Here is a 24050-nt window from a genome sequence, read left to right on the forward strand (position 1 = left end):
TAGGGTTGTGGCATGAAATACGCCTTTTATCCCAACCCTTGGCCGGAAACTGTGGAACAGCTCGCAGACGAAGGCTTCGAACTGGTCCACGACCTCGGCGCTGCTGATTTCCTCATTTACAATGGCGGGCCACACGATGTGCCGGACCTTCCGGACAATATTCAGTTTGTGCAGTTCGCGTTCACGGGCGTCGAAAAGCTTGCTGCTGCCGGAGTGTTTGATGGTTCCGTGCGATGGGCAAACACTGCTGGCGTGTACGCAACCCCCGTTGCAGAAATTGCGGTGACATTATTGCTTTCCGCGATGCATGAGGTCAAGGCCGCGTCTGTCGAAGAAGCTTTTGCCAACCGTTGGGAGCTAGACGCCCGCCAACAATGGCTTTTCGGGTTAACGGGACGCAAGACGGTGGCCATCGTGGGGGCGGGTGGCATCGGGCAAGAAATCATGCGTATGCTCTCCCCGTTTGGGTGCCGTTTCGTGGCTGTGAACCGTTCGGGCAATCCGGTCGAGGGCGCGGAACGTACCGTCCGCCAAGCCGATGCCGCCGAGCTCTGGCCGCAAACAGATATCGTGATTAACTCCCTGCCTCTGACCGAAGAGACACGCGGCTTCATGGACGCTTCTTTCTTCGCGGCGCTGCCCGATCATGCGATCGTGATCAATGTGGGCCGCGGGGAGACGGTAGATACCGAGGCACTGGTCCAAGCCCTGCGTACCAAGCAGATCGCGGCCGCCGGCATGGATGTCACAGACCCGGAGCCGCTCCCAAGTGGCCACCCGCTATACGCGCTGCCGAACGCGATTATTACCCCGCATATCGCGGCGACGGGTCGCGTCGCCAAGCATCTCTTAGCACCTCAGGTGGTCGAGAACGCCCGCGCGTGCGCCCATGGCGAGAAGATGCCTACCGAAATCGATGTGAAAGCAGGTTACTAATGAAATTCACCATGCTCCCCGAGCCGTGGGACACCGTAGTCCGCGACGTCACCGAAGCAGGCCACGACTATGTAGATTCGCTTCACGACGCCGACTTCCTCATCTTCACCGGCTACGCCGACGGATTCCCCGAACTGCCGCCGTCAATCAAATTCGTACAGACCGCCTTCGCCGGTCTTGACGGCCTGGCCGCCCAGGGCGTGCTTACCTCTGACGTGCGGTGGGCGAACGCCGCCGGCCTCTATGCCGACACGGTCGCCGAATCCACCTTGGCTTTGATCCTGGGCGTGCGGCATCAGTTTGTGCCCACGATTCGGAAAGCCACCTGGGACCTGAACAGTCAGTTGCAGGAGAAGAAGGCGTTCCTTAAAGGAGGAGCCCAGGTGACAATCCTGGGTGCTGGCGGTATCGGCAAAGAATTGATCCGTATGCTTGCGCCTTTCGACGTCCGCGTAGTCGCCGTGAACAACTCGGGTACCCCAGTGGACGGCGCGGAACGCACCGTGGCCTTCAACGACCTTTCCGGCGCGGATGATCCCGCCTTTACGGAGGCAGACATTGTGGTGGCCTTGGCGCCGTTGACAAAGCAAACGAAGCATATTGTTGGCGCCGATGTGCTGGCCGCGATGAAGCCTTCCGCGATTGTGGTGAATACGGGGCGTGGCCCGCTGGTGGATACGGACGCTCTAGTGGACGCGTTGCGCAACGGTGAGATCGCGGGTGCTGGCCTCGACGTCACCGATCCAGAACCACTTCCCGACGATCACCCGCTATGGTCCTTGGACAATTGCCTGATTACCCCGCACGTGGCCAACACGGTGCCGAACATGAAACGCACCGTGGGCCCGCTGACTGTGGAGAATGCTCGGCTCTTCGAGGCAGGGGAGAAGATGGCCACCGAAGTCGATGTGGAGGCGGGATACTAAGGCTAGCTCTGTGGAGCTACTTCCACAGCCCCTTGGTATCGACAATCTTTTTACCCTGTAGCTGTGCTGCACGGACGTCCTTGAACTCGTCATGATCGACGAGTAGGAGGACCACAGGTGCTTTTTCAATGGCTTCGGCAGTGTCCGTGAGAGAAACGTTAGAGTACCCAGCCAGCGCGGCTGGCAGCTCTGCAACATTTGGTTCTACAGCAAGTACATTGACGGATGGGAAACGTTGCGCAACCATCTCCGCAATGTGCAGGGATGGGGATTCGCGCAGGTCGTCGATATTAGCCTTAAACGCCAGGCCCAAGACTGCCACGCTCTTTGCCTTAGTGGATTCGATTGCCTCGGCAACTTTGTTGACAACCCACTCAGGTTTGCCGTCATTGATCTCGCGGGCAGTCTTAATGATTTTTGCGTTTTCCTTGTCGGCAGCCACGATGAACCACGGATCAACTGCGATGCAGTGGCCGCCAACACCAGGACCAGGCTGCAGGATGTTCACGCGCGGATGGTGGTTAGCCAGCTCAATGAGCTCCCACACGTCAATGCCCAGACCGTCGCAGATTAGTGAGAGCTCGTTGGCAAAAGCGATGTTCACATCACGGAACGAATTCTCGGTCAGCTTGGCCATTTCGGCGGTTTTGTCGTCGGTAGGCAACAACTCGCCGGAGCAGAAGGAACGATAAATCTCGGTGGCACGACGAGTTGCCTCTGGTGTCTGGCCACCGATGATGCGGTCATTCGTCTTCAGTTCCTCCATAGCGTTGCCCGGCAGGATGCGTTTCGGGCAGTGCGCGAAGTAGAGGACGGGGGCGTTGTTAGGATTTTCGGCGCCGTCGGCGACAAGATCAGGGCGTAACTCAAGGATGCGTTTTGCCATCTTGGCCGTGGTACCGGGAGGGGAGGTGGACTCCAGGATGACAAGTTCGTCACCTTGGAGTTGGGGCGCGATGGATTCTACAGCCGAGTAGATGTACTTCATGTCCACATTGTGGTTTTCATCGAAGGGCGTGGGAACCGCGACGATGTAAGCGTCAGCGTGGACCATGTCCGTCGTAGCTTTGAAGTGGCCAGATTCAAGAGCTTTCTTCAGACCAGTTTCAAGACCTGGTTCAACGATGTTGACGTTGCCGCTGTTAGCAGCGTCCACTGTCTCCGGGTTGATGTCCACACCGGTAACTTCAACACCGTGTTGGGCAAGAACTACGGCAGTAGGCAGGCCAATATAACCAAGCCCGACAAAAGCAACGGTTTGCTTCGTTGGTGCATTTACTTCGCTCAAGGCAACCATTTTCTTCAATGAAAAGAAATCTTCACAACGCTAATTCCAATGAGAGAACTATACGTTGTTTGAGAATCATTTCGCAGGTTAGCCCAAGCTAATAAACAGCTTCTGTGAACGTATGGAGATCCAACGTATTAGCTCGGCTCCGAAACCTAAATCACGGTTTTTACTGCGCTACTTCACTCCTGCGCACCTCCCGTGAGAAGAGCAGTTCAAGGCGGGCAATTGGGGCGTCCAAGTGGCCTTGCAAGATCCGTGCGTAAAACTCTAACTGGGTGAAGTATTCAGCAACGACCTGGGCAGTGGCGGATACATCCGTCTTGTAGTCAGCGATGACCCAATGGTCGCCCTCCCGGTAGAGGAGGTCTACCACGCCTTCGATCACTTGGCCGTCGAGAGTCCCGAAAACGGGTACTTCGCGGTGGTGCTCGGTGGCGAAGGCTTGTGTGACTATGTCGCTGTTGAGATAGGCCTGGCACAGCGCCAAGACTTCGTCTGCTTCGAGCTCAAAGAGGGAAGCTTGCGTCTCCGCGAGCTCCTCCACAGGTGCGGTGCCCGCCAACTCCATGACCGCATGTACCGCCGTCCCGAACTCCGTGCCGTGGGCTTCGCGGGGGATGGCAGCGACCGGCTCGTAGCGCTGGGCAGCCTCACGTGTGGCCGGGTTATCGAGGTGTGCCTGGGACGTGGCCGATACGCGGACCCGCTTCGAGGCTGCACTTTGCGCGGCATCCAAAATCTCCTTGTTGGCCTGGATGTGGGCGTAGTCGATGTCCAGCTCGTTGATCAACGTTGGGGCTTCTACGTGCGAGATCTGTGGTTGGTCGCCCGCCGCTGTGTTGTAGGCGAGGGCCTCGACGGTCTCTGCAAGAACCTTCCCACGAGTTTTGTAAAATTTGCCGTCTTTCTTTTTCCCGATCTCCAGCGGGACGGCTAAAAAGTCTTCGGCACGCGTTGCCGCCACATACAGCAGGCGCACATCTTCCTTCTGCAGCTCTTCCTTCTCATAATCTGCGCATTCTTTATACTTCGGCGTAGCTACCCCACCTAGGCTGAACTCGGCGATCCCTGTACCGGAATCGAAAAGCACGCTATCAGCGCGTGGGGTGTGCGAGCGACACATTCCAGCCAGGATCACGGCCTTGAATTCCCGGCCCTTCGCACCATGCATCGTCAGGAATCGAACGCCGGGTCTGTCCGTGGACCAGCTCGGTGTAGCACCCGAATCCCGATTATCAATAATCCCGTCGACCCAGCGCAGGTAAGCACGCAAGCCTCCGCCCGTAGTACGAGCGAATTCACGGGCTTGGGCTATCACCCAATCCAGCCGGTGTAAACGGTTCTCCGTATCAGCGTTTCGGTAAGCGATACCAGCACGCAGATCCGTGCGCTGAGCAACGTGCTCTAACACTTGGTCAGCGGAGAGGCCTCGGGTTTCTTGCCGGAGGTCGTCGATAAGCTGTGAAGAAGTGTCCCCGGAAAGTTCTGAGTCAGGTACACCCAGTAGGGAAGTGCGCAGGGCTGCGGCGCGGGTGAAGGTATTCGACGGATCAGCGATCGCACGGATGAGCGTGTGTAAGTCCTCTATGTCCGGTTCTTGGTAGCCCATCGATGACCCCTCTGAAACATACGGAATACCATGCTGAGAGAGTAGCTCCATGCCATCGCGTGCGACCGCGTGCGTTGTGCACAGCACGGCAATGTCCTCCAACGGGATGCCCTGAGCCAGGGCAGTGGTGATCGCGGTGAGGATGTCAGCAGCCTCTGCGGCGGGGCTTGTCTCCTCCACATCTGGGTGGCGGTAAAACTCCACGCTGCCACCGTCGTTATTCGGGCGCGGAACAAGCTCCGCGAATTCAATATCGGCGCACTCGTTGGCGAATGCTTCTCGGAACACCGCATTAATCACAGAAAGAACGCCACTGCGGCTGCGGAAATTCGTCTGCAACTGCACGATATCGGCGGCAGGGGTCTGGGCGCGGGCACGTAAATAGGAATTCACATCCGCCCGCCGGAACCGGTAAATCGACTGCTTCGGATCGCCGACGGTAAACACATGGCCCGGGCGATTTCCTGTAGCTTCAACGATGGAACGAACCATGGACAGCTGGGTGGGGTCGGTGTCCTGGAATTCATCGATGAGCACGTACCTAAATTGCTCGCCGATGTGCCGAGCGATGGCTGTATCGCGAACCAATTCCTCTGCCAAATACAGCTGGTCATAGTGCTCCAACGTGCCTGTGCGGGCTCGTGCACGCGCATGATCTACCGCATAGGCAGCCAGGAAACGGCGGATCGTCGCGGCGGCTGCCACGGTGGGAGAAGCGTAACGCTGCGCCCATTCGTCTAATATTTCTTTGACTTCGTCGCGAACCTCCTTGCCCGGTCGTCCCCAATTCGGTTTCGAGCCGGCGCTACCGAGTTTGTATTCCGGCGGAGCGATATTAGCCCCGGGGCCCGCAGCGCGGCTAGTCTGGCGGATTATTCCCACCAGGGTTTCGAGACGGACGTACAAGGCGTCGTCCGGGTTCGTACACTGCTGCAGAATGTCCTGTAGCTTGATCACAACGGTGTTCAGGTATTCGCGGTCAGCCAGTTGACCTGCGGGGATGGGTGCATTCATTGTCGGAGTGAGCTCGCCCCAATGCTCATCGAACTTCTGGTATATCTCGCCGTAGTGGCGCAGGGTGAAATCGTGCGCGTCTAAGTGTGCCACGGCAGCCTGCAGCTTCTCGACGGTCAATCCGCTAGCTTCGAGAATCTCCGCTGGCAGGGAAGACGTATCACCTGCAATGAGGTCCATTATTATCTCCGCTAGCTCATCAGAGCGCTGAGCACCCGCAACGGCCTCCTCCATGCCGGATACTGCTTCCGCGCCGGGGGAGACGCACGCTTCCAATGGATACAGTTTGAGCAGACGCAAACAGAAAGCGTGAATGGTGTCAATGGCAGCACTGGGCAAGCCCGTGAGGGCATCGAGAGCGACTTTCTTTGCGCGGTCCGTGTCCCCGAATTCGCGGAATTGGCCGGTGAGAATTTCCGTACGCCCTTGCGCTGCGATCTCTGTTAAATGGCTGCGTAGGCGGTCTTTCAATTCGCCGGCAGCTTTCTTGGTAAACGTAATCGCAGCGATGGATTGGATTGGCTCTTCACGGTCGATAAGCAGTGTGAGCAACCGTTGCACGAGCTGATGTGTCTTTCCCGAACCAGCACCTGCTTCGACGAATAGGGACCGGTCAACCTCGTAGGTAATCTCATCACGCGAAGCCGCGTCAATCAATGTGCTCATCGTACGTCTCCTGTCGTGGTGGAATCCTGGGAATCAGCGTCCTCTTGAGGTCGGACATGGCGGGCAAGATCAAACTGCATGTACTCGGCGAAATGGTGCTGTGCCCTCCTCATCTGGCCGGCGCCTAACGCAAGCATCTTTTCCGTTGGCCCAAAGCGGTCGGTGAACCAATCCGGATAGGCCATAAAATGGCCTTGCTGCACGTGCTGATATATTTCCGTCACTGCAGAATGAATCAGGTCGTCTGTGAGCTGTGAATATTGGGTGCCTGCCTGCTGGATTAGTGCATCCGTATCTTCGCCGGCCTCGGCTGCTTGGGTGACTTCATCAGGTGTCGGTGGATTGTCTGTGATGAACCAGTACCGTGTCTCCAAAATGGGGTTCGCGCCCTTCAGTGCCTCTACTTCAGGAAGAAGTCCATCTTCTGCAGCACCGTCCAAGACGGTGCGCACGACGTGGCCGTAGAGTGCCAACTGCAACTCCCACCCCTTGTTCACGTCACCAATCGGGCTTTGTTTTATGGAATCTTGCTTGGGTTTCGCTCTGCCCGTCTTGTAATCCACCAAGCGCAGAGTATTGGTCTGCGGGTTGTATTCAATCCGGTCAATCGAACCGTGGAAGCGCACCTGTCGGGGGTTGCCATCGAGGTCTGTAATCTCCATGCGCCCCGAAGGCCTCGTGCCATCATTCCTGTTCAGAGTCCCAAAAGCAGCCTCGGCTGCGAGTGGGACCCATCCTTGCATTGCTTGCGCCTTGTCCACTGCGAACCAGCGGTGGCACACCTCACGCACATCTCGTTCGAATGCGGACCATGAAGCAGCGCTATACCTACCATGTGGCACCGTGTCCAGGTGGTCCGAGATAATGTCGTTCAGAATGTTTAGTGCACGGGTCCAATCAATGTCTACGTGTGAGGTCGGACGTGGCTGTGCATCCAACCACACGCGGCGAGTCCATTCCTCAAGTACAGAGTGATAAATAGTGCCTCGGTCGCGGGCTTCGATATCGACCGCCGGGTCCGGGTCCTCGAGAAGACGAGCGCCAGCAATCCGCTCTATATAAAACACCAGTGGGGAACGCAGGTAAGACTCCAAAGCAGAAGCAGAAATTTCCCTACTAAAGAAGCTCTCTGCTGCCTTGCGTCCTGCTTCGGGGCCAAGGAAACCGTTGAACTGCGCGCCCGGATTGTTTGCGGCGGCGCCTGACACGCGGAGGCTTTGAATCTGATTCATGCGACCATCGCAATCCTGGTCGCCCTTAATCCACGTTTTCACCCACCGTGCCTCAGCATCGTTGTAGGGGATAAACGCCGTACCCTCTGCCCGGATCGCCGAATCGAGGCCGTAGCGCACTGGAATATCGTCGGTGATGTGCTGTACCCACCCCGATATGTGACATACGGTGCCGTCGATAAGCGTTCTGGGGGCAGAGATCTTCACTTGATCGGCACTCGCCAACGCGGCATTCCATACCTCCTCGAATGCAACGAGCGCTTCCTTTGCGGTAGTGCCACGCTGGCCGTCGGTGATACACGGATCAGGGGTACGCGCCGGGGGAAGCGCTGCCGAATGTGCACCCACAATGAACAAAATGTCGAGGTCACGGCCTACGACTTCGTCCAGCGTGCCTACGCGTAGGGGGCCAGTATCAACTGCGGTTGAAGCATCCGGGTTCCCTGCGAACTCTGTGAGTAATTCCGTGAGGTCGTGGTGGGTTGGAGGCGCCGTCACTCCGTCCCACCGTGACCAAGACTCGGTGGCATCGACAAGTGCGGTTAATCCAGACTGGTGCTGACCTGCATTGATGAAGCGCTCGCACAGGGCCCGCACGTTCGTGGCTAAATCGGACCACGTTGCGGAATTCGCCACCTGAAGTGTCGCATCATTGAGTTCGCTCCACCATTCAGCGAGCTCCCCGTAACGTATCTCTGATGCTGCATTATTTTGGCCGCCCACTGCGCGAAGATCCGCGAGTGTTGAAGCCTTTGTCCAGCCGCGAGTAAGGGAATCAAAAGCTGATAACGACACCGGGCACTGCACGACCCCCGAACCGAGGGCATCCGCAATTGCACGTCTAGACACATTCCCTGGACGCGATTGGGTGAGTAAACGTACCGCCTGGACCACTGGATGTGTGGCTAAGGTGCCATCGGCGAGTGCGCGGAACGGCAATCCAGCAGCGGTGAATATGCGCGAAACTGTAGGCAGGTACGTGACATCGGCAAGCGCGACGGCCATCCGATGCGCCGGCACAGGATCCTTTCCGCCGTAACCCGCCAACTTCTTTCGAATCGTGCGCAGCACCGCCACGACCTCATCTTCGTCGTGAACATACGTGTGCGCGCTCACCTCTCCCTGGGAGTGCTGCGGGGCGGACACCCTAACGTCCGCAATCTGGCTGAGCCACTCTTCCTGCTGCGGCGAATCCGCCACCACACCTGCCACAATCCGGAAAGTTCCGTCTGAGGTCGCTGCGTGCACGCACGCATGCGCAGGCGTGAAGAAGTCTGCTTTGGACTCTGTGAGGACACTGTCTGCAATGTCCGCGACGATTCCCGGCAGTTCGCGACCGTGCGTCTCATGACGAACACTTTCAGGTAAACGGGTTAGCTCTGCAACTGCGCTGATGACTGCACTGCGCGTGGCTGGTTCTGAATCCAGCTTCTTCTGCCGTAATGGTTCAGCCGCCGGGTGCTCCGCGAGCGCGCGCAACACATACGGTGTTAACTGTCGGCGCTGCAGCATTGTCCGAGGATGCAATTCGCCTGCGCGGTGAAGAATATAACCCTCCACTGTGAATACCTGGACTCCAATGAGCGGCCGGGCAATGCCCTGAGCGGAGGCGTGCTGTACTAAACCTGCAATGAGGTCATCACGGGCGCCAGGAGCACACACAATCGTTACCGGATGATCAAGCGGGGCGTCGAGCTGCGCGCGTGCGATCGTTTGCGCAAGGCGCGCAAAATAGTCATCCCTACTGGTAGGCGTGATAATCGACAGTGAAGCAGATACAGGGCTATCAGGCATGAACACAACTATAGGGTGGGCCCCAGACATCGGGGCTGAGCTCCGGGGGTACGTATTCGAACACCCGTGTCCGACCGATGTCCTACACTGCTTTTTATGACTTCACAGGTACTGGTACTTGCCCGTGCAGCCAAGCAGGTTGCGCCCATTGTCGCCACTTTGACCACCCCCGAAAAGAACGCGGTTCTGCACGCAGTGGCAGATTCGCTGATTGCGCGTCAAGAAGAGATCATCGCTGCAAACGCGCGCGATGTCGCCGCTGGGCGCGCGGCCGGAATGGGGGAGTCGCTCGTCGATAGGCTCTTGCTTGATGAAGCCCGCATTGCCGGCATTGCCGACGGCACCCGGCAGGTAGCTACTCTCGCCGACCCGGTCGGCGAAGTCTTGCGCGGGCGGACCATGGATAACGGCATTACGATGAAACAGGTACGCGTACCGCTCGGGGTCATGGGCATGGTCTATGAGGCGCGCCCCAACGTTACTGTCGACGCCTTCGCGCTCGCCCTGAAATCCGGCAACGTGGCTCTTTTGCGAGGCTCGAAATCCGCAGCGGAATCCAATACGGCACTAGTGCGCATCATGCAGGATGTCGTAGAAAAACATGGTTTACCACGCGAAGTGGTGCAGCTGCTTCCTTCAGAATCGCACGACTCTGTTCAGGACCTGATTACCGCCCGAGGCTTCGTAGACGTAGTCATTCCACGTGGCTCGGCTGCCCTGATTAACGCGGTGGTCGAAAATGCCACTGTCCCTACAATCGAGACCGGTACAGGCAACTGCCACGTCTATGTGGACGCTTCCGCTGACGTGGCTATGGCTACCAAGATCGTGATTAACGGCAAGGTCCGCCGCCCCTCTGTGTGCAACGCGACCGAGACCCTCCTGCTGGATGCAGCACTTCCGCTGAGTTCTCAGTACTCCATCGTTTCCGCGCTGCAGTCAAAGGGCGTGACCATCCACGGTGACGTACAGCAGTTATCCGCGTTTTCCCGGGTAGTGCCTGCTACTGAAGAAGACTGGGCAGAAGAATACCTGTCTATGGATATTGCAGTGGCTCTGGTCGACGGGCTCAGCGGTGCAATCGAGCACATACGCGAATACAGCTCCGGGCATACAGAAGCAGTCGTAGCCTCCGACTACGAGGTCTGCCGCACCTTCGCCCAGGAAGTTGACGCCGCTGCTGTCATGATCAACGCCTCTACAGCCTTCACCGACGGTGAGCAGTACGGTATGGGCGCAGAAATCGGCATTTCTACGCAGAAGCTACACGCCCGTGGGCCCATGGCGCTCCCAGAGCTGACCAGCACCAAATGGATCCTCGAGGGCACGGGGCAGACGCGCCCATGATCCGTCACATAACAGCTCTTTCGGCTGCATTCCTTGTCGCAGCGGGAGTGGGGACCGGTGGCGTCGCAGCGGCGTCCGCGGCATCCCCCGAAATAGAGCGAACTCACACGTGCGCCCAGACGGTAGTCCTGGTGGCCCGTGGTTCTGACCAAAACACTGACGGAAAAGATATCCTGCCACGCCAGACCAGCGCCGGATACTCTAACGGTTACGAAGGCGAAAACCTGCGCGCCCTCGTAGACACAGTCCGCTGGGGTCCTAGAACCCGCATTCTCCCGCTCGACGCAGACGCCTACCCAGCAGATATGCAACTACCCACTCTCTTCGAGGGCGAAGAAGAGGTAGAACTATCCAGCGCGGCGCTACGCATCGGCGAGGTGATACGCAACCGGCCCGCAGAAGGCTACCTGGCGTATTCCCTCGAAGCCACGCGACGCTCCCTAGAACGCGGAGCAGCAGGTTTGGTTGCCCAGGTTGACGCTGTCGAAGCGACTGGTTGCCGGCCCAATTACGTCATTATCGGGTACTCCCAAGGGGCCGTGCTTGCCCAAATGCAAGAAAAAACCATCCGCGACCGCACCCACGGACGCCTCCGTGGTGTGGTGTACGTAGGAAACCCACTGCTGCGCCCCGGCGAATCTCGCGTCGGGGGCGCAAACGGAAATGGTGCACTTGCAGGGTGGACCGGAATACACATCCCCGGCCTGCCCACTACAGAAGCAGCATGGGATGTCCCACGCCTGAATTACTGCATCCCAGGGGACTTCGTGTGCGATGCCACTCTCGGTCACGCCCTTGAGGCCTTGGCCAACGCATCAGGAGTGCACGCTGAATACTTCACCACCCCGCGAGAATCGGATCAGGTGGTCGTCGACACGCTAGAGGAGTGGACATCGTGAGTACGCCACGAATCGGAATCATGGGCGGAACTTTCGACCCAATTCACCACGGCCACCTCGTCGCTGCCAGCGAAGCAGCCGACCGGTTCAACCTTGACCGTGTCATCTTCGTACCGACCGGACAACCCTGGCAAAAAGCGGACCGGCACGTCAGCCCCGCCGAACACCGGTACCTCATGACGGTCATCGCCACCGCCTCTAACCCGCGGTTTACGGTTTCCCGCGTAGACATCGACCGCGGGGGAGACACCTACACCGTGGATACCCTGCGCGACATACAGGCTCTGTACCCAGACGCCGAACTCTTCTTTATCACCGGTGCTGATGCCATCTCCAGCATCGTCACCTGGCGCGACTGGGAAGCAATGTTCGAGCAAGCCCACTTCGTAGGCGTCACTCGCCCCGGATACGGATTAAGCGAAGAAATCCTGCCCGAAGTCACCCGCGAACGTGTCACGCTGATTGATGTCCCCGCGCTCGCCATCTCATCCACCGACATCCGCAACCGCGCCGCCCAAGGCCGACCGGTGTGGTACTTGGTCCCCGACGGTGTGGTCCAGTACATAGCCAAACATCGGTTGTACAGTGCGAATGCGGAGCGCTAGACTGTCACTGACTAATGACGCATACCCGGGCAGGAAAACTGATGAGCCCGGGCACAAACAATAAAGGAACTGTGTGACTGTTTCGGAGAAATCCAGCACCCTGGCAGGCATCGCGGCACGTGCTGCCGACGAACGCAAGGGCGAAAATATCGTAGCCATCGACGTTTCCAACGTCATGGCCATTGCCGACGCCTTCGTGATCGTCTCTGCATCCAACGAACGCCAAGTACGCGCCATCGTTGAAGAAATCGAAGACGACCTCACCGCGGCCGGCGAAGAACCACTACGCCGCGAAGGCAACCGCGAAAACCGGTGGGTCCTCCTCGACTACGGCGGACTTGTCGTCCACGTCCAACGCGAACAAGAACGCGAATTCTACGGCCTCGACCGCCTCTACCGTGACTGCCCGCTCATCGAAGTTGAGGGCATCCCCGAGCAACAGCGCCCCGGCGAATGGGAAGAAACTGTTGACACCCGCACAGTCGACAGCATCGACGACATCCCACTCGCCCAAGGCAGCCCCATCGAAGGCGAGCTGTAGACTCCCGTGAAACCCCGCCAGATACTGCTGCTCCGCCACGGGCAGACGGACTACAACGCTAGCGGCCGGATGCAAGGCCACCTGGATAGTGTGCTTTCCGACGTCGGGCGCAACCAAGCCAACGCCGTCGGCGAACTTCTCGCGCAGCACACCCCACGTGTCTCCCGCATCGTCTCGTCTGATCTCATGCGGGCGGCCGACACCGCACGGATCGTCGCGAAGCATCTTGACCTTGAGGTCCAGTTAGACGAACGCCTCCGCGAAACTAACCTGGGCACGTGGCAAGGTATGGCACACACCGAGGTTGACTCCACCTACCCTGGCCAGCGGGCAATCTGGCGTCACGACGCCACCTGGGCACCACCAGGCGGCGAATCTCGCGTCGATGTGGCACGCCGCGCGCTGCCGGTCGTCGAGGAATACATGGCCACCGAAGATGGCTGGGATTCCGGCGCCCTTCTCATCGTCGCTCATTCGGGCACAATCATTGCTCTGACTTCGGCACTGTTGGGGCTAGACCACGGGCAGATTCCGCTGCTCTCCGGTATGGGGAATACCCGGTTTGCGCAGCTGACGGCGCGTCCGGCCTTTAACCGTGAAGCACTAGAGGCCTCCCTGCGCGATGGTGCTGAGTCCGTAGCACCCACCTTCGAAAGTGCACCTGCCCAGTGGTACCTCGACGGGTGGAACCTGGGGGCATAATGCCAGTACGTGTGGTCACAGACTCTTCCTCCGGGCTTCCGGCACAACTTGCAGAAGACCTGGGTATTACCGTCATTGACCTCCACGTCATGGACGGTGAAGAGGGGCGATCTACCTCTGGGCTGTCTGCGCTGGAACTGTGCGCCGCCTATGCCCGCCAACTCGAACGCGGCGGCGACGAAGGCGTTGTGGCGTTGCACCTCTCCCGTGAACTGTCCTCAACCTGGTCTGCCGCAGACACCGCGGCTGCTATCTTCGACGGATCCGTGCGCGTCATAGACAGCGGGACGGCCGGCATGACCATGGGCGCAGCAGCTATGGCCGCCGCCAAAATCGCCGCCGACGGCGCCACGCTAGACGAGGTCTACGCCATGGCCCGGGACACGCTCGACCGCTCCCAAACGTGGCTTTACCTCAACAAGATTGATGATCTGCGCAAATCCGGGCGGATTTCCGCAACGACCGCCATGGTGTCTGCCGCTCTGGCAACCAAGCCGATTATGACCATTCACGACGGCAAGCTGGAACTTGCGGCCAAAACCCGCACCCAAACCAAGGCCTTCTCCCGGCTTGTTGAAATGATCGTGGAACGCGCTGGTGGCGAACCCGCTTTTGTAGCCATTCAAGATGCTTTCGCGCCGGAATCTGCTCACCACCTCCAAGACATTCTGGAATCAGCCATGCCATCAGGCACCAGCTACATGCGCGTGCCACTTACTGATGTGCTCGCTGTACACACCGGGACCGGCGCATTGGGAATTTCCGTAGTATTTTCTACCCACCCAGACGACCTACCTGTGGATAACTAGGGTCTTCGTACCATTATCCACAGATTTTTCGCGCTTCCGCTCGCCGACATGGCCGAAATGTCTAGCGTGAGGGCATGGCACCATTACCACTGGACAGACTCCGCGACCTCACCGCCCCAACAGGCCAAGAAGACCTCCTAACCGTCAGCTATACCGCACCCCGAATTGGAGTGGGCGCTAAGCAAGGGCGGATCGCAGCAGGGCTCCTGGCAGGCCTTGCGGTAGCGGTCGTCGGCTGGTTCTTTATGACTTCTCCCGGCGAGGAGCCCATCGACACCGCACTGGTCAGCAGCGCTGGCGCCTCTTTGTCAGCGGGAACATCTCCGCCAGCAAGCGGGGAAGAGACCGTGGTGGTCTCAGTCATCGGACACGTAGAAAATCCTGGCCTGGTCACCCTAGCTCCCGGTGATCGTATTTTTCACGCCCTGGAGCAAGCCCGACCGCTTCCTGACGCCGACTTCCACGCCCTGAACCAGGCACGCAAACTGGTCGACGGGGAACAAATCGTGGTTTACCGGGTCGGGGAAGCCCCGGTAGAACCAGCCCTACCACCTGGCGAGCCCGCCCCCGGAGGCGGGAGCGGAGGCGGGAGCGGGGGAGGAGTTTCCTTGAACACCGCGACAGCCGCTGAACTGGAAACCTTGAAGGGCGTGGGCGCTGCCACCGCCCAGGCGATCATCACGTACCGGGAGCAAAACGGCGGATTCCGCACGGTGGATGACCTGCTCAACGTGTCCGGTATCGGCCCGGCCAAGTTCGCAGCAATCAAAGATTCCGTCACGCTATGAGTGATCTCAGGCTCGTCCCCGCAGCGGTGCTCGTGTGGGCGTGCACGTGGTGCGTATTATGCGGCTTTTCGCTGGTTGCGGCTGTAATTCTAGTACTTAACGTGGCGGTGTGGCTGTGGTTCGGCAAAACCGGCCAGGTCTGGTTGAGTACCGCTGCCGGTGCGAGTGCAGCCGTGGTCGCGGTGATGCGCATGGCGCGTGCGCAGGCTTACCGGTGGTCCGGGAGCGCGGTGGGTACGGTCGGCGGGCAACCTCGCGAAGGGCGGCATGGCTGGTTAGTCCGCGTGGCTATCGACGACCATCCGGGCACCATCCCGGTATTCGTCAAGGACGCCACGGGTCTTGAACCAGGCGCGGTGGTGCGCGTAGCGGGTGCAGCCAAGCCTAGTGAGCGCCCTGGCCTGGAAACTTTCACTGTCCGCGGGGATATTCAGGTTCTCCAACCTCCGGAAGGCCTGGCGGGATGGGCAGCAAGCGTCCGGGAGCAGTTTCAGGGGGTCGTGGTTGCCCACGCCCCGGATTTTGCCCAGGGTCTGCTGCCGGGCATGGTTCTTGGCGATACTTCTTTGCAATCCGCCGCAGAAAAACAGGCGTATATCGATACCGGCCTTTCACATCTGAGCGCGGTGAGCGGGGCAAACGTGACGGTGGTGACTACCGCGGTCGCGCTCGTGCTACGCGCCGTAGGCTGCGGGCCCCGCGCCCAATTAGCTGGCGCGGCGGTGGCGTTGGGTGGATTCGTCGTCCTCATCGGTGTGGAACCGTCGGTCCTGCGCGCGGCCGTAATGGGGGCTGTCGGGCTCCTCGCTGTGGTGTATTCCACCCGCATGCAACCTATCCACGGTGTCTGTCTTGCCGTCATCGGATTAGTGTTGTGGGACTGCCAGCTAGCGGTGCAGTGGGGTTTCGCGCTTTCTGTCGCGGCGACGGTGGGGATCGTGGTGCTTTTCCCGCTGATGTATCGCGCACTCGGGGCGTTCGGGTGGCCGGATATTCTTACGGCAGCTGTTGCGGTGGCTCTTGCTGCCGACGCCGCCACCGCACCCGTCGTCGCTGCGATGGCAGGTCACGTACCGCTGACTGGCGTATTCGCTAACGTGCTGGTTGCTGCAGCCGTCACCCCTGTGACCGTGCTGGGCATGTGCGCGGTGATCCTCATGCTACTGCCCGGCGGCCTCGAATCGGTGGTGTTGTGGCCCACGTACCCGTGCACGTGGTGGATCTACACTGTGGCGCACTCCGTAGCGGAGCTGCACCAACCGGTCGCGGCAACCGCCTTGTGGGTGCTCGTAGTCTACGGCTGGGTCCTCTATCTCTTCGGGACTGATCGCACCCGCATAGTTCTCGGGACAGCGGGTGCGATCAGCGTTATCTTCCTGGCCACACTGGGATGGCGGCAGCTCACAAGCGGGTTGCATCCTGTGCAGCTGCGTCCTGAGGATGTGGGGGTCGTTGCTACGCTCGACCAGGTTTCCAAGGACGCCCCGCCCGGTATAAAAGTGTGGGTGGTTGAAGTGGGCGTCGAGAAGCCTACAAAGACTGCGGGCGGAATTCCTATCATCAGCCCGGACTCGAAACTCTCCCAGACTGCCGACGGCGCTTGGTATATCGATGTGGCACGATAGTGGGCATGCAACAGGTGCACGTGATTATTGGTGGCGACGAATTCCTCCGGCAACGCCACAAGGACGCCATCATCGCCGCCGTGCGGGAACAATCGCCAGACCCGCAAGCACTCACCGTGACCTCGATGAACGCCTCCGATCTCAGCCCGTCTGAATTGATCGAAGTTATGAGCCCCTCCCTGTTTAGCGAGGACCGCGTCGTAGCTATCAATGTTGCGGACACCACAGGTAAAGAAGGCGCTGACCTGACTCTGGAAGCAGCTAAAGATCCGGCCCCCGGAATCGTGGTCATCATCCAACACACTGGCGGCGGGCGAGCCAAACGCCTCGTCGCCCCGCTGAAGAAACTTGGCCAGTTCTACGACGCCTCGCCACTACGCCCCAAAGACTTGCCTGGATGGGTGCGCGCCGAATTCAACAGCCACGGCCGCAACGTCACCCCGGACGTCGTCCACGCCCTACTTGAAGGCGTGGGCTCTGACCTCCGCGAACTCGCCTCTGCCGTCGAACAATTGGACAGCGACGTCGACGGCGACATCACCGTCAGCGACGTGCGCGCCTACTACTCGGGTGTTGCCGAAGTCTCCTCCTTCGACATCGCCGACTGGGCAGTCTCCGGTCAGACCGGCCGGGCGGTTTCAGCCGCGCGCCGGGCCCTCCAGCTCGGTGAATCCCCGGTCGCCATCGCAGCGGCGCTGAGCAACAAGATTTCTCTTATCGCGCGTCTGTATTCGCTGCGTGGGCGTGTCGACGGGCGTGCGTTGGCCAGCCAGGTGGGTGGGCACCCTTTCGTTATTGAAAAGACCGCCCCAATTGCCCGCCGGTGGAGCGGGGAGAACGTCAGCCGCGCTGTCATCCTCATGGCAGACCTCGACGCTGCGGTCAAAGGCCAAGGCGGTGAACCCGAATACGCGTTGGAAGCAGCAGTGCGCGCCATTGCGGAGATGGCAGGCTAAGATACCTTTTCTATGAGCACTTCCAACGAACTTCCCGAAGACGTCCAAGAACTGATCACCAAGCTCTTCAACTTCGCCCGCACCGGCGACACCACTTTGCTGGACTACATCGACCAGGGCGTGAACGTGGATCTGACTAACCAGGACGGCAACACGTTCCTCATGCTCGCTGCCTACGCCGGGCAGTTAGACCTGGTCAAGGGGCTTATTGAGCGTGGCGCGGACGTCGATAAGACTAACGACCGCAACCAGACCCCGCTTGCCGGTGTGATCTTCAAGAAGGAAGACGCCATCGTGGATGTGCTTCTCGACGCCGGCGCTGACCCCCGAGCCGGCCAACCGAATTCCATCGACACCGCCAAAATGTTCGGCCGAGATGACCTGGTGGAGCGCCTTTCATGACACCGAGCGCCCTGCTTTCTGTCGCGGCGCTCAACCTCGTGGGCGTGGCGTCGCCAGGCCCAGACGTGATGCTGATCATCCGAACCGCTACGCGTAGTCGCGTGCATGCGGTAGCGGCGTCGTTAGGCATCCATATCGGGGTGCTGATGTGGGAAATCCTGACCGTCGCCGGCGCGGCAGCCTTGTTCACCGTGTACCCGCAGCTAATTGGCTTCGTGGAAGTGTTCGGTGGCCTGTTCATCCTGTATATGGGTTATTCCATGCTGCGTAGCGGTTGGAAGAATCGGCACACGCCGCTGGGTGAGGGCGACGACGTCACCTCGGTCCTGGGTACCCCCGCCAAGGCGTTCCGTACTGGGTTGTTCACAAACCTGGCGAATCCAAAGATTGTGCTCTTCCTGACTGCTATCGTCGCGCCGGTCCTGCCGGCTTCGCCAAGCCTGGGGCAGACGGCGATTATCGTGGCCGCCCTGTTTTTCCCTTCGCTGCTGTACTTCCTGCTTATCTCGGTACTGCTCTCGGCGAAGGTGGTGCGCCAGCGCGTGCTAGGCTACGGTTCCTGGATCGACGTGGGCGCCGGCGTATTCTTCCTCGTCATGGGCGTTGTCCTGCTGGTCCGTGGGGTAGGGGAGTTTTTCTAGGGGCGCTGAGGGCTTAAGTAAAGAAACGTGTTTCTCCACTTCGGAATAAGCCCAGAGCACTGCCGTGTTCCCCGTGAGCTATAAACGATTCACCTACTCGCGTGTCCAGCCAGCAACAAGGAACTACAACACCCCTTATCTTCAGAAAGCGTGGTGCCCGCAGCCAGGGAACATGGGCCTGGCAATGAGATTAAAAAGACATTCTGTGAAAATCTGGAAATATTCACCTGGCGGTTTAACTTGCCTTAACTGGCAGAATGTCTTTTTCATATCACGTGACACAGTCAGCGAATGGCCGAGACGCGCCTGAGTGACGCAGTAAACGAAAGCCAGTGCATGAGGCAAGCTTCGACGCTGCCGGACACACTTTTCTTTACTTAACCCACCCCGGTCTGCACCTAGGCGCTCCCCGAATACACAAAGGCCGCCTCCTTGACGAAAAGGAAGGCGGCCTGTGAACAACCGAATGGTCTTATGCCATCTTGTTGAAAGCAGTAGCCATCTTGGACTTCTTGTTAGCCGCGTTGTTGCGGTGGAAGACGCCCTTGGTGACGGACTTGTCCAGAGCACGCGATGCTACGCGCAGCTGTGCCTCTGCAGCGGTCTTGTCGCCAGCCTCAACGAGCTCGCGGAACTTGCGGATCTCGGTGCGGACGTGGGAACGGACAGCCTTGTTGCGGAGACGACGCTTTTCGTTAGTAAGGACGCGCTTCTTCTGCTGCTTGATGTTTGCCATCGTTAAATACCTCTTAGGTTGTAGTTTCGGACCCTATGCCAGCCACCTTTTGGCGTGTGATGTGGGCTAACCCAAGGTCTTGCTAGCCGCGGGGCACCACACAGTGAACCTGCATAGACAACTCGCCAAACCTTACCAGCCACACGCCCTAAAAACCAATCCTTCCTAGCTCCACCCGTAGTTGTGTCGGAGCCGGCTGGCTACCCGGTGAAACTGCTGGCGCGTGAATACGGCGCCGTGGCGCCGAATATCGCGAATACTTAAGCCGAGCACCTGGTCCAAGCGAATCCATCCGGGATTTCCGGTGTGGTCCCAGTCGCCGGCGCCGATGGCCAACCAGTTGTCGTCGTTGGCGTGTGCCGGGTCGGGGGAGATGACCAGGCACAGCAGGAAGGCGCGCCGGTGGCCCACGACGAGGGCGGAATGCTCGGCCGGGCCGTTACCGGTGAGGTCCGCGTACAAGGTGATCACTTCGCCGGGTTCGGGTTGGCCGTCCATCGCGGGGGCGTAGTAAAGGGGCCTGCTCATTGACGAGGTTTCGATCCACCGGTAGGACGCCACTTCGTCGTCAGTAAATGTGTTCTCCGGGCTTAAACCCAAACGCGCAGTCAGAGTGTTCATCGCGGCATCTATCGGGCGGGTCCGGATATGCCCGATGAGGTTGTTTTTTAGGCGGGTGGGCCAGGGTGCCGGCGGCTCGTCGTGAAGTGGTGGCTTGGGCGTCATGGAAGGCAGTCTAATAGATGGTAGGGTGTTTACGATTAGTCAGGAAAAGGGGTTCTTACTTTATGCCCAGCAAGGCCACCAATTTTGCGGAAACCACGTTTACGGATCCAGCGCAGATCCGTAATTTCTGCATCATCGCTCACATCGACCACGGCAAGTCCACACTCGCCGACCGTATCCTCCAGCTGTCCAACGTCGTCTCTGAACGCGACATGCGGGATCAATACCTGGACAACATGGATATTGAGCGTGAACGCGGCATCACCATTAAGGCGCAGAACGTGCGCCTGCCCTGGACCACCGACGCCGGCGATCAGTTCGTCCTTCAGATGATTGATACCCCCGGCCACGTTGACTTTACCTACGAGGTCAGCCGTGCTCTAGAAGCCTGCGAGGGTGCAATTTTGCTTGTCGACGCCGCCCAGGGCATCGAGGCGCAGACCCTTGCGAACTTATACCTGGCGATGGATAAGGACTTGGAGATTATTCCGGTCCTCAACAAAATTGACCTACCAGCTGCGGATCCGGAGAAGTATTCCCTGGAAATCGCCAACATCATCGGCTGTGAAACAGAGGACGTTCTGCGTGTATCCGGCAAAACTGGTGAAGGCGTGCCTGAGCTGCTGGACAAGGTCTGCGAAATGATTCCTGCGCCGACCTCCGCGTACGGCGCTGAAGGCCCCGCGCGTGCCCTGATTTTTGACTCCGTCTACGACGTCTACCGTGGCGTAGTCACCTACGTCCGCATGGTTGACGGCACCCTGAAGCCACGCCAAAAAGCGCGCATGATGTCCACCGGTACGGACCACGAACTCCTCGAAGTAGGCATCGTGAGCCCGACCCCGAAACCGGTCAAGGGCCTGGGCCCGGGCGAGGTGGGCTACCTCATCACCGGCGCAAAGGATGTCCGCGAAACACGCGTCGGTGATACCGTCACCTGGACAAAGGGCGGCGCCGAGGAACCGCTCGAAGGCTACGCTGACCCCGTGCCGATGGTGTACTCCGGCCTATTTCCAATCTCGCAGGAGGACTTCCCGGCACTGCGGGATGCGCTGGAAAAGTTACAGCTTAACGACGCCTCCCTGACCTACGAACCGGAAACCTCTGTAGCTTTGGGCTTCGGTTTCCGCTGTGGCTTCCTGGGCTTGCTGCACATGGAAATCACGCGCGCTCGTCTGGAGCGCGAATTTGACCTCGACCTGATTTCCACCGCGCCATCGGTGACCTACCGCGTGGTAGCCGAAGACGGTTCGGAGAAAATCGTGCACAATCCCTCGGACTGGCCCGGCGGAAAACTGCAGGAAGTCTACGAACCGATCGTCGACATGTCTCTGATCGTGCCCAGCGAATTCGTCGGTCCAACAATGGAACTGTGTCAATCCCGCCGCGGCGAAATGAAGAACATGGATTACCTCTCCGAGGACCGCGTGGAATTGCGCTACACCATGCCGTTGGGCGAGATCATCTTCGACTTCTTCGATATCTTGAAGTCGCGCACTAAGGGCTACGCGTCGCTCAACTACGAAATCTCCGGTGAGCAAACCGCTGACCTGGTCAAGGTGGATATCCTCCTCCAGGGCGATCCGGTCGACGCATTTTCTGCGATCGTGCACCGCGATAACGCCCAGTGGTACGGCAACAAGATGACCAAGAAGCTGCGCGAACTTATCCCTCGCCAGCAGTTTGAGGTGCCGATTCAGGCTGCAATCGGTTCCAAAATTATCGCCCGTGAGAACATCCGTGCGCTGCGCAAGGACGTGCTCTCCAAGTGCTACGGCGGCGATATTTCCCGTAAGCGCAAGCTGCTGGAAAAGCAGAAGGCCGGTAAGAAGCGCATGAAGTCCATCGGGTCGGTCACCGTCCCGCAGGAAGCATTCGTGGCAGCCTTGTCCACGGACGAAGAAAAGAAGTAACGCGTCTGCGAACCCGAAAGCCCAGGTCCTGAAAAGGGCCTGGGCTTTCGTGGTCTTGCACAACGTTAGGCGCGGATCGCGTTTGTGCTATGGAAGATCCTCTTGAATACCGGCACGCTGAGCGACTGCGCCACAATAAGAAGAACGGTACCGATAATGATGGCGCTGACAATCACTAATGGCCCTCCCACGGATTGAGGGTTGTCAAGGTGATAGTCATTCGTGTTGATGAACGCCCCACCTGCAAAGGAACCTAATGCGCGCAGTGCACTTGAACTGACGTATGGGAGCGCCGGTGCCGGCGGGGTGGGTTATGTGCTTAAAGATTCTGTGGCAAATATTGCCGAGTTTCTAGAAACCCTGCGCGCGGTAGCTAACCGGCAGGTCATCCTCGGTCCGGAGATTGCTGAAAGCTTAGCTCGCCACGACCACCAGGGCCGCGCTATAGAAATGCTGACCGACCGCGAGCGCGAAGTGCTCGAAGCGATGGCCCAGGGCAAGTCGAATCCTGATATTGCAGCGGAGCTGTACCTATCTGAAGCGGGCGTTTCTAAGCACATTGCCTCGATCTTCCAGAAGCTCGGTTTTGACGCAGCAGAACCGAACCGGCGGGTCAAAGCTATTTTGCAGTATCTGGCGTACTCGTACCAGCGTCCGCTCTAACAGAGGTGAGCCGTGCCACGCTCATCGCAAGCGCCCATTCGGCTGGGCCCCGGCGGAACCGGCTCTTCCACAGCGGCGCAAAAATTAGGCCTGCCACGATCAGCCCTATGCCCACGGGATTCGTCGGTGTGGATAGATCTTTCTCGAAGTAATCGTTCGCAGGATCTTCGTAGACCTTATTCCACGCTTCCTCTTCAGCTGCAATCATCTCCGGCCAGGTTTCAATGTGCTCAAACTGGGCTAACCATTCGGACGGGCTCATCACTGAGCGTGGGTCCGAGAAGCTGGAGGTCTTTTCAGCCGAAAAGTCCGGTTGCGGGCTGCTCGTGTAACCAAAAGCAAAGAGGGGAAAGAGCGTCAGCGCGTGCACGATGTAGACGGTCAAGGCCATCGAACCGAAAGAATGCAGGGGTAGTGTAATGCGGGTCGCGGAGGGAATACGGCAGACCCACATGCAGACCAAGAACACCGCTACCGCAACCGTGGCCGTCACCGCGATATCCAGTAGGCCTCCAGAATGGGGGATGATGCTCATCCCGTGTAAGGCCGAAAAACCGGCGGCCCCGGAATAGCCCTCGGGATCTGTGGCGGAGGAGAAGTCGTCGAGAAGCACTACCCGCAGCCACGCCGCACTGACTGCCAGCGCAACAATCGCGACGGTCCACCAGGCTGCAGCCTTCGTGCGCAGGAAGGAGAAAGTGCGGAACACGATCACCCCGAGGATCCCGTACGCCAGCCACGCCAACGGCGGATACACTGATGCGGTTGCTGTCAGGGCGAGCACAAAGAAGCCGGTGGTGACCATACTTCCGACCAACCACTGCACAGCTAACAGGACCAGTGCGGTGGTTACCAGCCAGCGCATCCGCAGCCGGGTGAGGTAACCCAAGACCATATACAGCAAGCCAATCGGGCCGAGGACTACGGCGATGCTGGTCAGCGGAGTAAGAATCATGCCCAGGCCCATCAGAAGCAGACCGCGAACCACGTTTCGGAACCGTAGGTGGGCTAGGTCTGTTCCGCCGGAGGCGTCGGCACGCATGTGCATACGCGTGATGGTTATGCCGCACAGAACCGCGAACAGGGTGGAGGGGTAGCCTGCCGAGATCTCGTTAAAAGGCGCGACGTGCGGGCCGGTGTGCGCGACGATCATCCCGATGATAGCTAGGCCGCGTGCCAGGTCGAGCCCATAAATGCGGGAAGCCCCGCGAAGTTCATGCATATAAAGA

General features: G+C 59.1%; 21 protein-coding genes. 15 read left to right on the forward strand and 6 right to left on the reverse strand.

From position 1 onward, the window contains the following. Nucleotides 1-12: 12 nt before the first annotated feature. Together ATK06_RS06495 and ATK06_RS06500 are read left to right on the forward strand one after the other, a co-directional pair. Nucleotides 13-936, forward strand: coding sequence for a D-isomer specific 2-hydroxyacid dehydrogenase family protein (locus ATK06_RS06495; RefSeq protein WP_048379583.1), 924 nt, complete (start codon nt 13-15; stop codon nt 934-936). Then, nucleotides 936-1862, forward strand: a complete 927-nt coding sequence (locus ATK06_RS06500) for a D-isomer specific 2-hydroxyacid dehydrogenase family protein (RefSeq protein WP_098389046.1) — start codon at nt 936-938, stop codon at nt 1860-1862. Before ATK06_RS06495 ends, ATK06_RS06500 begins: the two co-directional genes overlap by 1 nt. A 16-nt stretch (nt 1863-1878) precedes the next feature. On the opposite strand, the gene wecC is transcribed toward ATK06_RS06500, so the two are convergent. The 3 genes from wecC to ATK06_RS06515 form a co-directional block, all read right to left on the reverse strand. After that, on the reverse strand, nt 1879-3150 hold the full coding sequence (wecC, locus tag ATK06_RS06505) for a UDP-N-acetyl-D-mannosamine dehydrogenase (protein ID WP_231913528.1): 1272 nt from the start codon (nt 3148-3150) through the stop codon (nt 1879-1881). Nucleotides 3151-3319: 169 nt separating this feature from the next. Then, complete coding sequence (locus tag ATK06_RS06510; RefSeq protein WP_048379581.1) at nt 3320-6442, reverse strand: UvrD-helicase domain-containing protein; 3123 nt, start codon at nt 6440-6442, stop codon at nt 3320-3322. Beyond that, entirely contained in the window at nt 6439-9468 is a 3030-nt protein-coding gene (locus ATK06_RS06515; protein ID WP_169916258.1) for a PD-(D/E)XK nuclease family protein, read from the reverse strand. The genes ATK06_RS06510 and ATK06_RS06515 overlap by 4 nt, the downstream gene beginning before the upstream one ends. Before the next feature lie 96 nt (nt 9469-9564). Between ATK06_RS06515 and ATK06_RS06520 the strand changes: the two genes are divergently transcribed. From ATK06_RS06520 to ATK06_RS06570, 11 genes are all read left to right on the forward strand, one after another. Next, nucleotides 9565-10815 carry a glutamate-5-semialdehyde dehydrogenase gene (locus tag ATK06_RS06520; RefSeq protein WP_048379577.1) on the forward strand — a complete coding sequence of 417 codons (1251 nt, stop codon included), beginning with the start codon at nt 9565-9567 and terminating at the stop codon, nt 10813-10815. Then, on the forward strand, nt 10812-11714 hold the full coding sequence (locus tag ATK06_RS06525) for a lipase family protein (protein WP_098389049.1): 903 nt from the start codon (nt 10812-10814) through the stop codon (nt 11712-11714). The genes ATK06_RS06520 and ATK06_RS06525 overlap by 4 nt, the downstream gene beginning before the upstream one ends. Beyond that, entirely contained in the window at nt 11711-12319 is a 609-nt protein-coding gene (gene nadD, locus ATK06_RS06530) for a nicotinate-nucleotide adenylyltransferase (RefSeq protein ID WP_419760977.1), read from the forward strand. The genes ATK06_RS06525 and nadD overlap by 4 nt, the downstream gene beginning before the upstream one ends. 73 nt (nt 12320-12392) lie before the next feature. After that, nucleotides 12393-12860 (forward strand): ribosome silencing factor, encoded by a 468-nt coding sequence (rsfS, locus tag ATK06_RS06535; RefSeq protein WP_048379574.1) that lies wholly within the window; start codon nt 12393-12395, stop codon nt 12858-12860. 6 nt (nt 12861-12866) lie between these two features. Beyond that, a complete protein-coding gene (locus tag ATK06_RS06540; RefSeq protein WP_098389050.1) occupies nt 12867-13562 on the forward strand; it encodes a histidine phosphatase family protein in 696 nt (231 codons plus the stop codon). Further along, nucleotides 13562-14371, forward strand: a complete 810-nt coding sequence (locus ATK06_RS06545; RefSeq protein ID WP_048379730.1) for a DegV family protein — start codon at nt 13562-13564, stop codon at nt 14369-14371. Before ATK06_RS06540 ends, ATK06_RS06545 begins: the two co-directional genes overlap by 1 nt. Nucleotides 14372-14445: 74 nt before the next feature. Beyond that, entirely contained in the window at nt 14446-15159 is a 714-nt protein-coding gene (locus ATK06_RS06550) for a ComEA family DNA-binding protein (RefSeq protein ID WP_048379572.1), read from the forward strand. Next, a complete protein-coding gene (locus ATK06_RS06555; RefSeq protein WP_098389051.1) occupies nt 15156-16784 on the forward strand; it encodes a ComEC/Rec2 family competence protein in 1629 nt (542 codons plus the stop codon). The genes ATK06_RS06550 and ATK06_RS06555 overlap by 4 nt, the downstream gene beginning before the upstream one ends. Nucleotides 16785-16789: 5 nt before the next feature. Then, nucleotides 16790-17740, forward strand: coding sequence for a DNA polymerase III subunit delta (gene holA, locus ATK06_RS06560; RefSeq protein ID WP_098389413.1), 951 nt, complete (start codon nt 16790-16792; stop codon nt 17738-17740). A 12-nt stretch (nt 17741-17752) separates the two neighbouring features. Next, nucleotides 17753-18142, forward strand: coding sequence for an ankyrin repeat domain-containing protein (locus ATK06_RS06565; protein ID WP_048379571.1), 390 nt, complete (start codon nt 17753-17755; stop codon nt 18140-18142). Continuing rightward, nucleotides 18139-18783: a LysE family translocator gene (locus ATK06_RS06570; protein ID WP_048379569.1), complete on the forward strand. Its 645-nt coding sequence runs from the start codon at nt 18139-18141 to the stop codon at nt 18781-18783. Before ATK06_RS06565 ends, ATK06_RS06570 begins: the two co-directional genes overlap by 4 nt. Nucleotides 18784-19255: 472 nt before the next feature. On the opposite strand, the gene rpsT is transcribed toward ATK06_RS06570, so the two are convergent. Both rpsT and ATK06_RS06580 read right to left on the reverse strand, forming a co-directional pair. Beyond that, nucleotides 19256-19519 carry a 30S ribosomal protein S20 gene (gene rpsT / locus ATK06_RS06575; RefSeq protein ID WP_048379567.1) on the reverse strand — a complete coding sequence of 88 codons (264 nt, stop codon included), beginning with the start codon at nt 19517-19519 and terminating at the stop codon, nt 19256-19258. A gap of 165 nt (nt 19520-19684) precedes the next feature. After that, nucleotides 19685-20245, reverse strand: a complete 561-nt coding sequence (locus ATK06_RS06580) for a hypothetical protein (protein ID WP_115243740.1) — start codon at nt 20243-20245, stop codon at nt 19685-19687. 62 nt (nt 20246-20307) lie between these two features. Here ATK06_RS06580 and lepA point away from each other — a divergent pair, with 62 nt between their 5' ends. Beyond that, entirely contained in the window at nt 20308-22158 is a 1851-nt protein-coding gene (gene lepA / locus ATK06_RS06585) for a translation elongation factor 4 (RefSeq protein WP_098389053.1), read from the forward strand. A 228-nt stretch (nt 22159-22386) separates the two neighbouring features. Then, on the forward strand, nt 22387-22821 hold the full coding sequence (locus tag ATK06_RS06590; protein ID WP_231913581.1) for a response regulator transcription factor: 435 nt from the start codon (nt 22387-22389) through the stop codon (nt 22819-22821). On the opposite strand, the gene ATK06_RS06595 is transcribed toward ATK06_RS06590, so the two are convergent. Then, nucleotides 22778-24043: a DUF418 domain-containing protein gene (locus ATK06_RS06595; protein WP_098389054.1), complete on the reverse strand. Its 1266-nt coding sequence runs from the start codon at nt 24041-24043 to the stop codon at nt 22778-22780. The genes ATK06_RS06590 and ATK06_RS06595 overlap by 44 nt on opposite strands. Nucleotides 24044-24050 lie beyond the last annotated feature (7 nt).

The sequence above is a fragment of the Corynebacterium renale genome (genome assembly GCF_002563965.1).
Lineage (GTDB): Bacteria > Actinomycetota > Actinomycetes > Mycobacteriales > Mycobacteriaceae > Corynebacterium > Corynebacterium renale.

Bases quoted from the DNA above. Each gene is read 5' to 3' on its own strand.
- ATK06_RS06525 (WP_098389049.1), top strand. From the start codon at position 10,812: ATGATCCGTCACATAACAGCTCTTTCGGCTGCATTCCTTGTCGCAGCG.
- ATK06_RS06520 (WP_048379577.1), top strand. From the start codon at position 9,565: ATGACTTCACAGGTACTGGTACTTGCCCGTGCAGCCAAGCAGGTTGCG.
- ATK06_RS06580 (WP_115243740.1), bottom strand. From the start codon at position 20,245: ATGACGCCCAAGCCACCACTTCACGACGAGCCGCCGGCACCCTGGCCC.
- ATK06_RS06555 (WP_098389051.1), top strand. From the start codon at position 15,156: ATGAGTGATCTCAGGCTCGTCCCCGCAGCGGTGCTCGTGTGGGCGTGC.
- holA (WP_098389413.1), top strand. From the start codon at position 16,790: ATGCAACAGGTGCACGTGATTATTGGTGGCGACGAATTCCTCCGGCAA.
- ATK06_RS06565 (WP_048379571.1), top strand. From the start codon at position 17,753: ATGAGCACTTCCAACGAACTTCCCGAAGACGTCCAAGAACTGATCACC.
- ATK06_RS06500 (WP_098389046.1), top strand. From the start codon at position 936: ATGAAATTCACCATGCTCCCCGAGCCGTGGGACACCGTAGTCCGCGAC.
- lepA (WP_098389053.1), top strand. From the start codon at position 20,308: ATGCCCAGCAAGGCCACCAATTTTGCGGAAACCACGTTTACGGATCCA.
- ATK06_RS06545 (WP_048379730.1), top strand. From the start codon at position 13,562: ATGCCAGTACGTGTGGTCACAGACTCTTCCTCCGGGCTTCCGGCACAA.
- ATK06_RS06495 (WP_048379583.1), top strand. From the start codon at position 13: ATGAAATACGCCTTTTATCCCAACCCTTGGCCGGAAACTGTGGAACAG.
- ATK06_RS06595 (WP_098389054.1), bottom strand. From the start codon at position 24,043: ATGCATGAACTTCGCGGGGCTTCCCGCATTTATGGGCTCGACCTGGCA.
- rpsT (WP_048379567.1), bottom strand. From the start codon at position 19,519: ATGGCAAACATCAAGCAGCAGAAGAAGCGCGTCCTTACTAACGAAAAG.
- ATK06_RS06510 (WP_048379581.1), bottom strand. From the start codon at position 6,442: ATGAGCACATTGATTGACGCGGCTTCGCGTGATGAGATTACCTACGAG.
- ATK06_RS06550 (WP_048379572.1), top strand. From the start codon at position 14,446: ATGGCACCATTACCACTGGACAGACTCCGCGACCTCACCGCCCCAACA.
- ATK06_RS06570 (WP_048379569.1), top strand. From the start codon at position 18,139: ATGACACCGAGCGCCCTGCTTTCTGTCGCGGCGCTCAACCTCGTGGGC.
- ATK06_RS06590 (WP_231913581.1), top strand. From the start codon at position 22,387: ATGAACGCCCCACCTGCAAAGGAACCTAATGCGCGCAGTGCACTTGAA.
- ATK06_RS06515 (WP_169916258.1), bottom strand. From the start codon at position 9,468: ATGCCTGATAGCCCTGTATCTGCTTCACTGTCGATTATCACGCCTACC.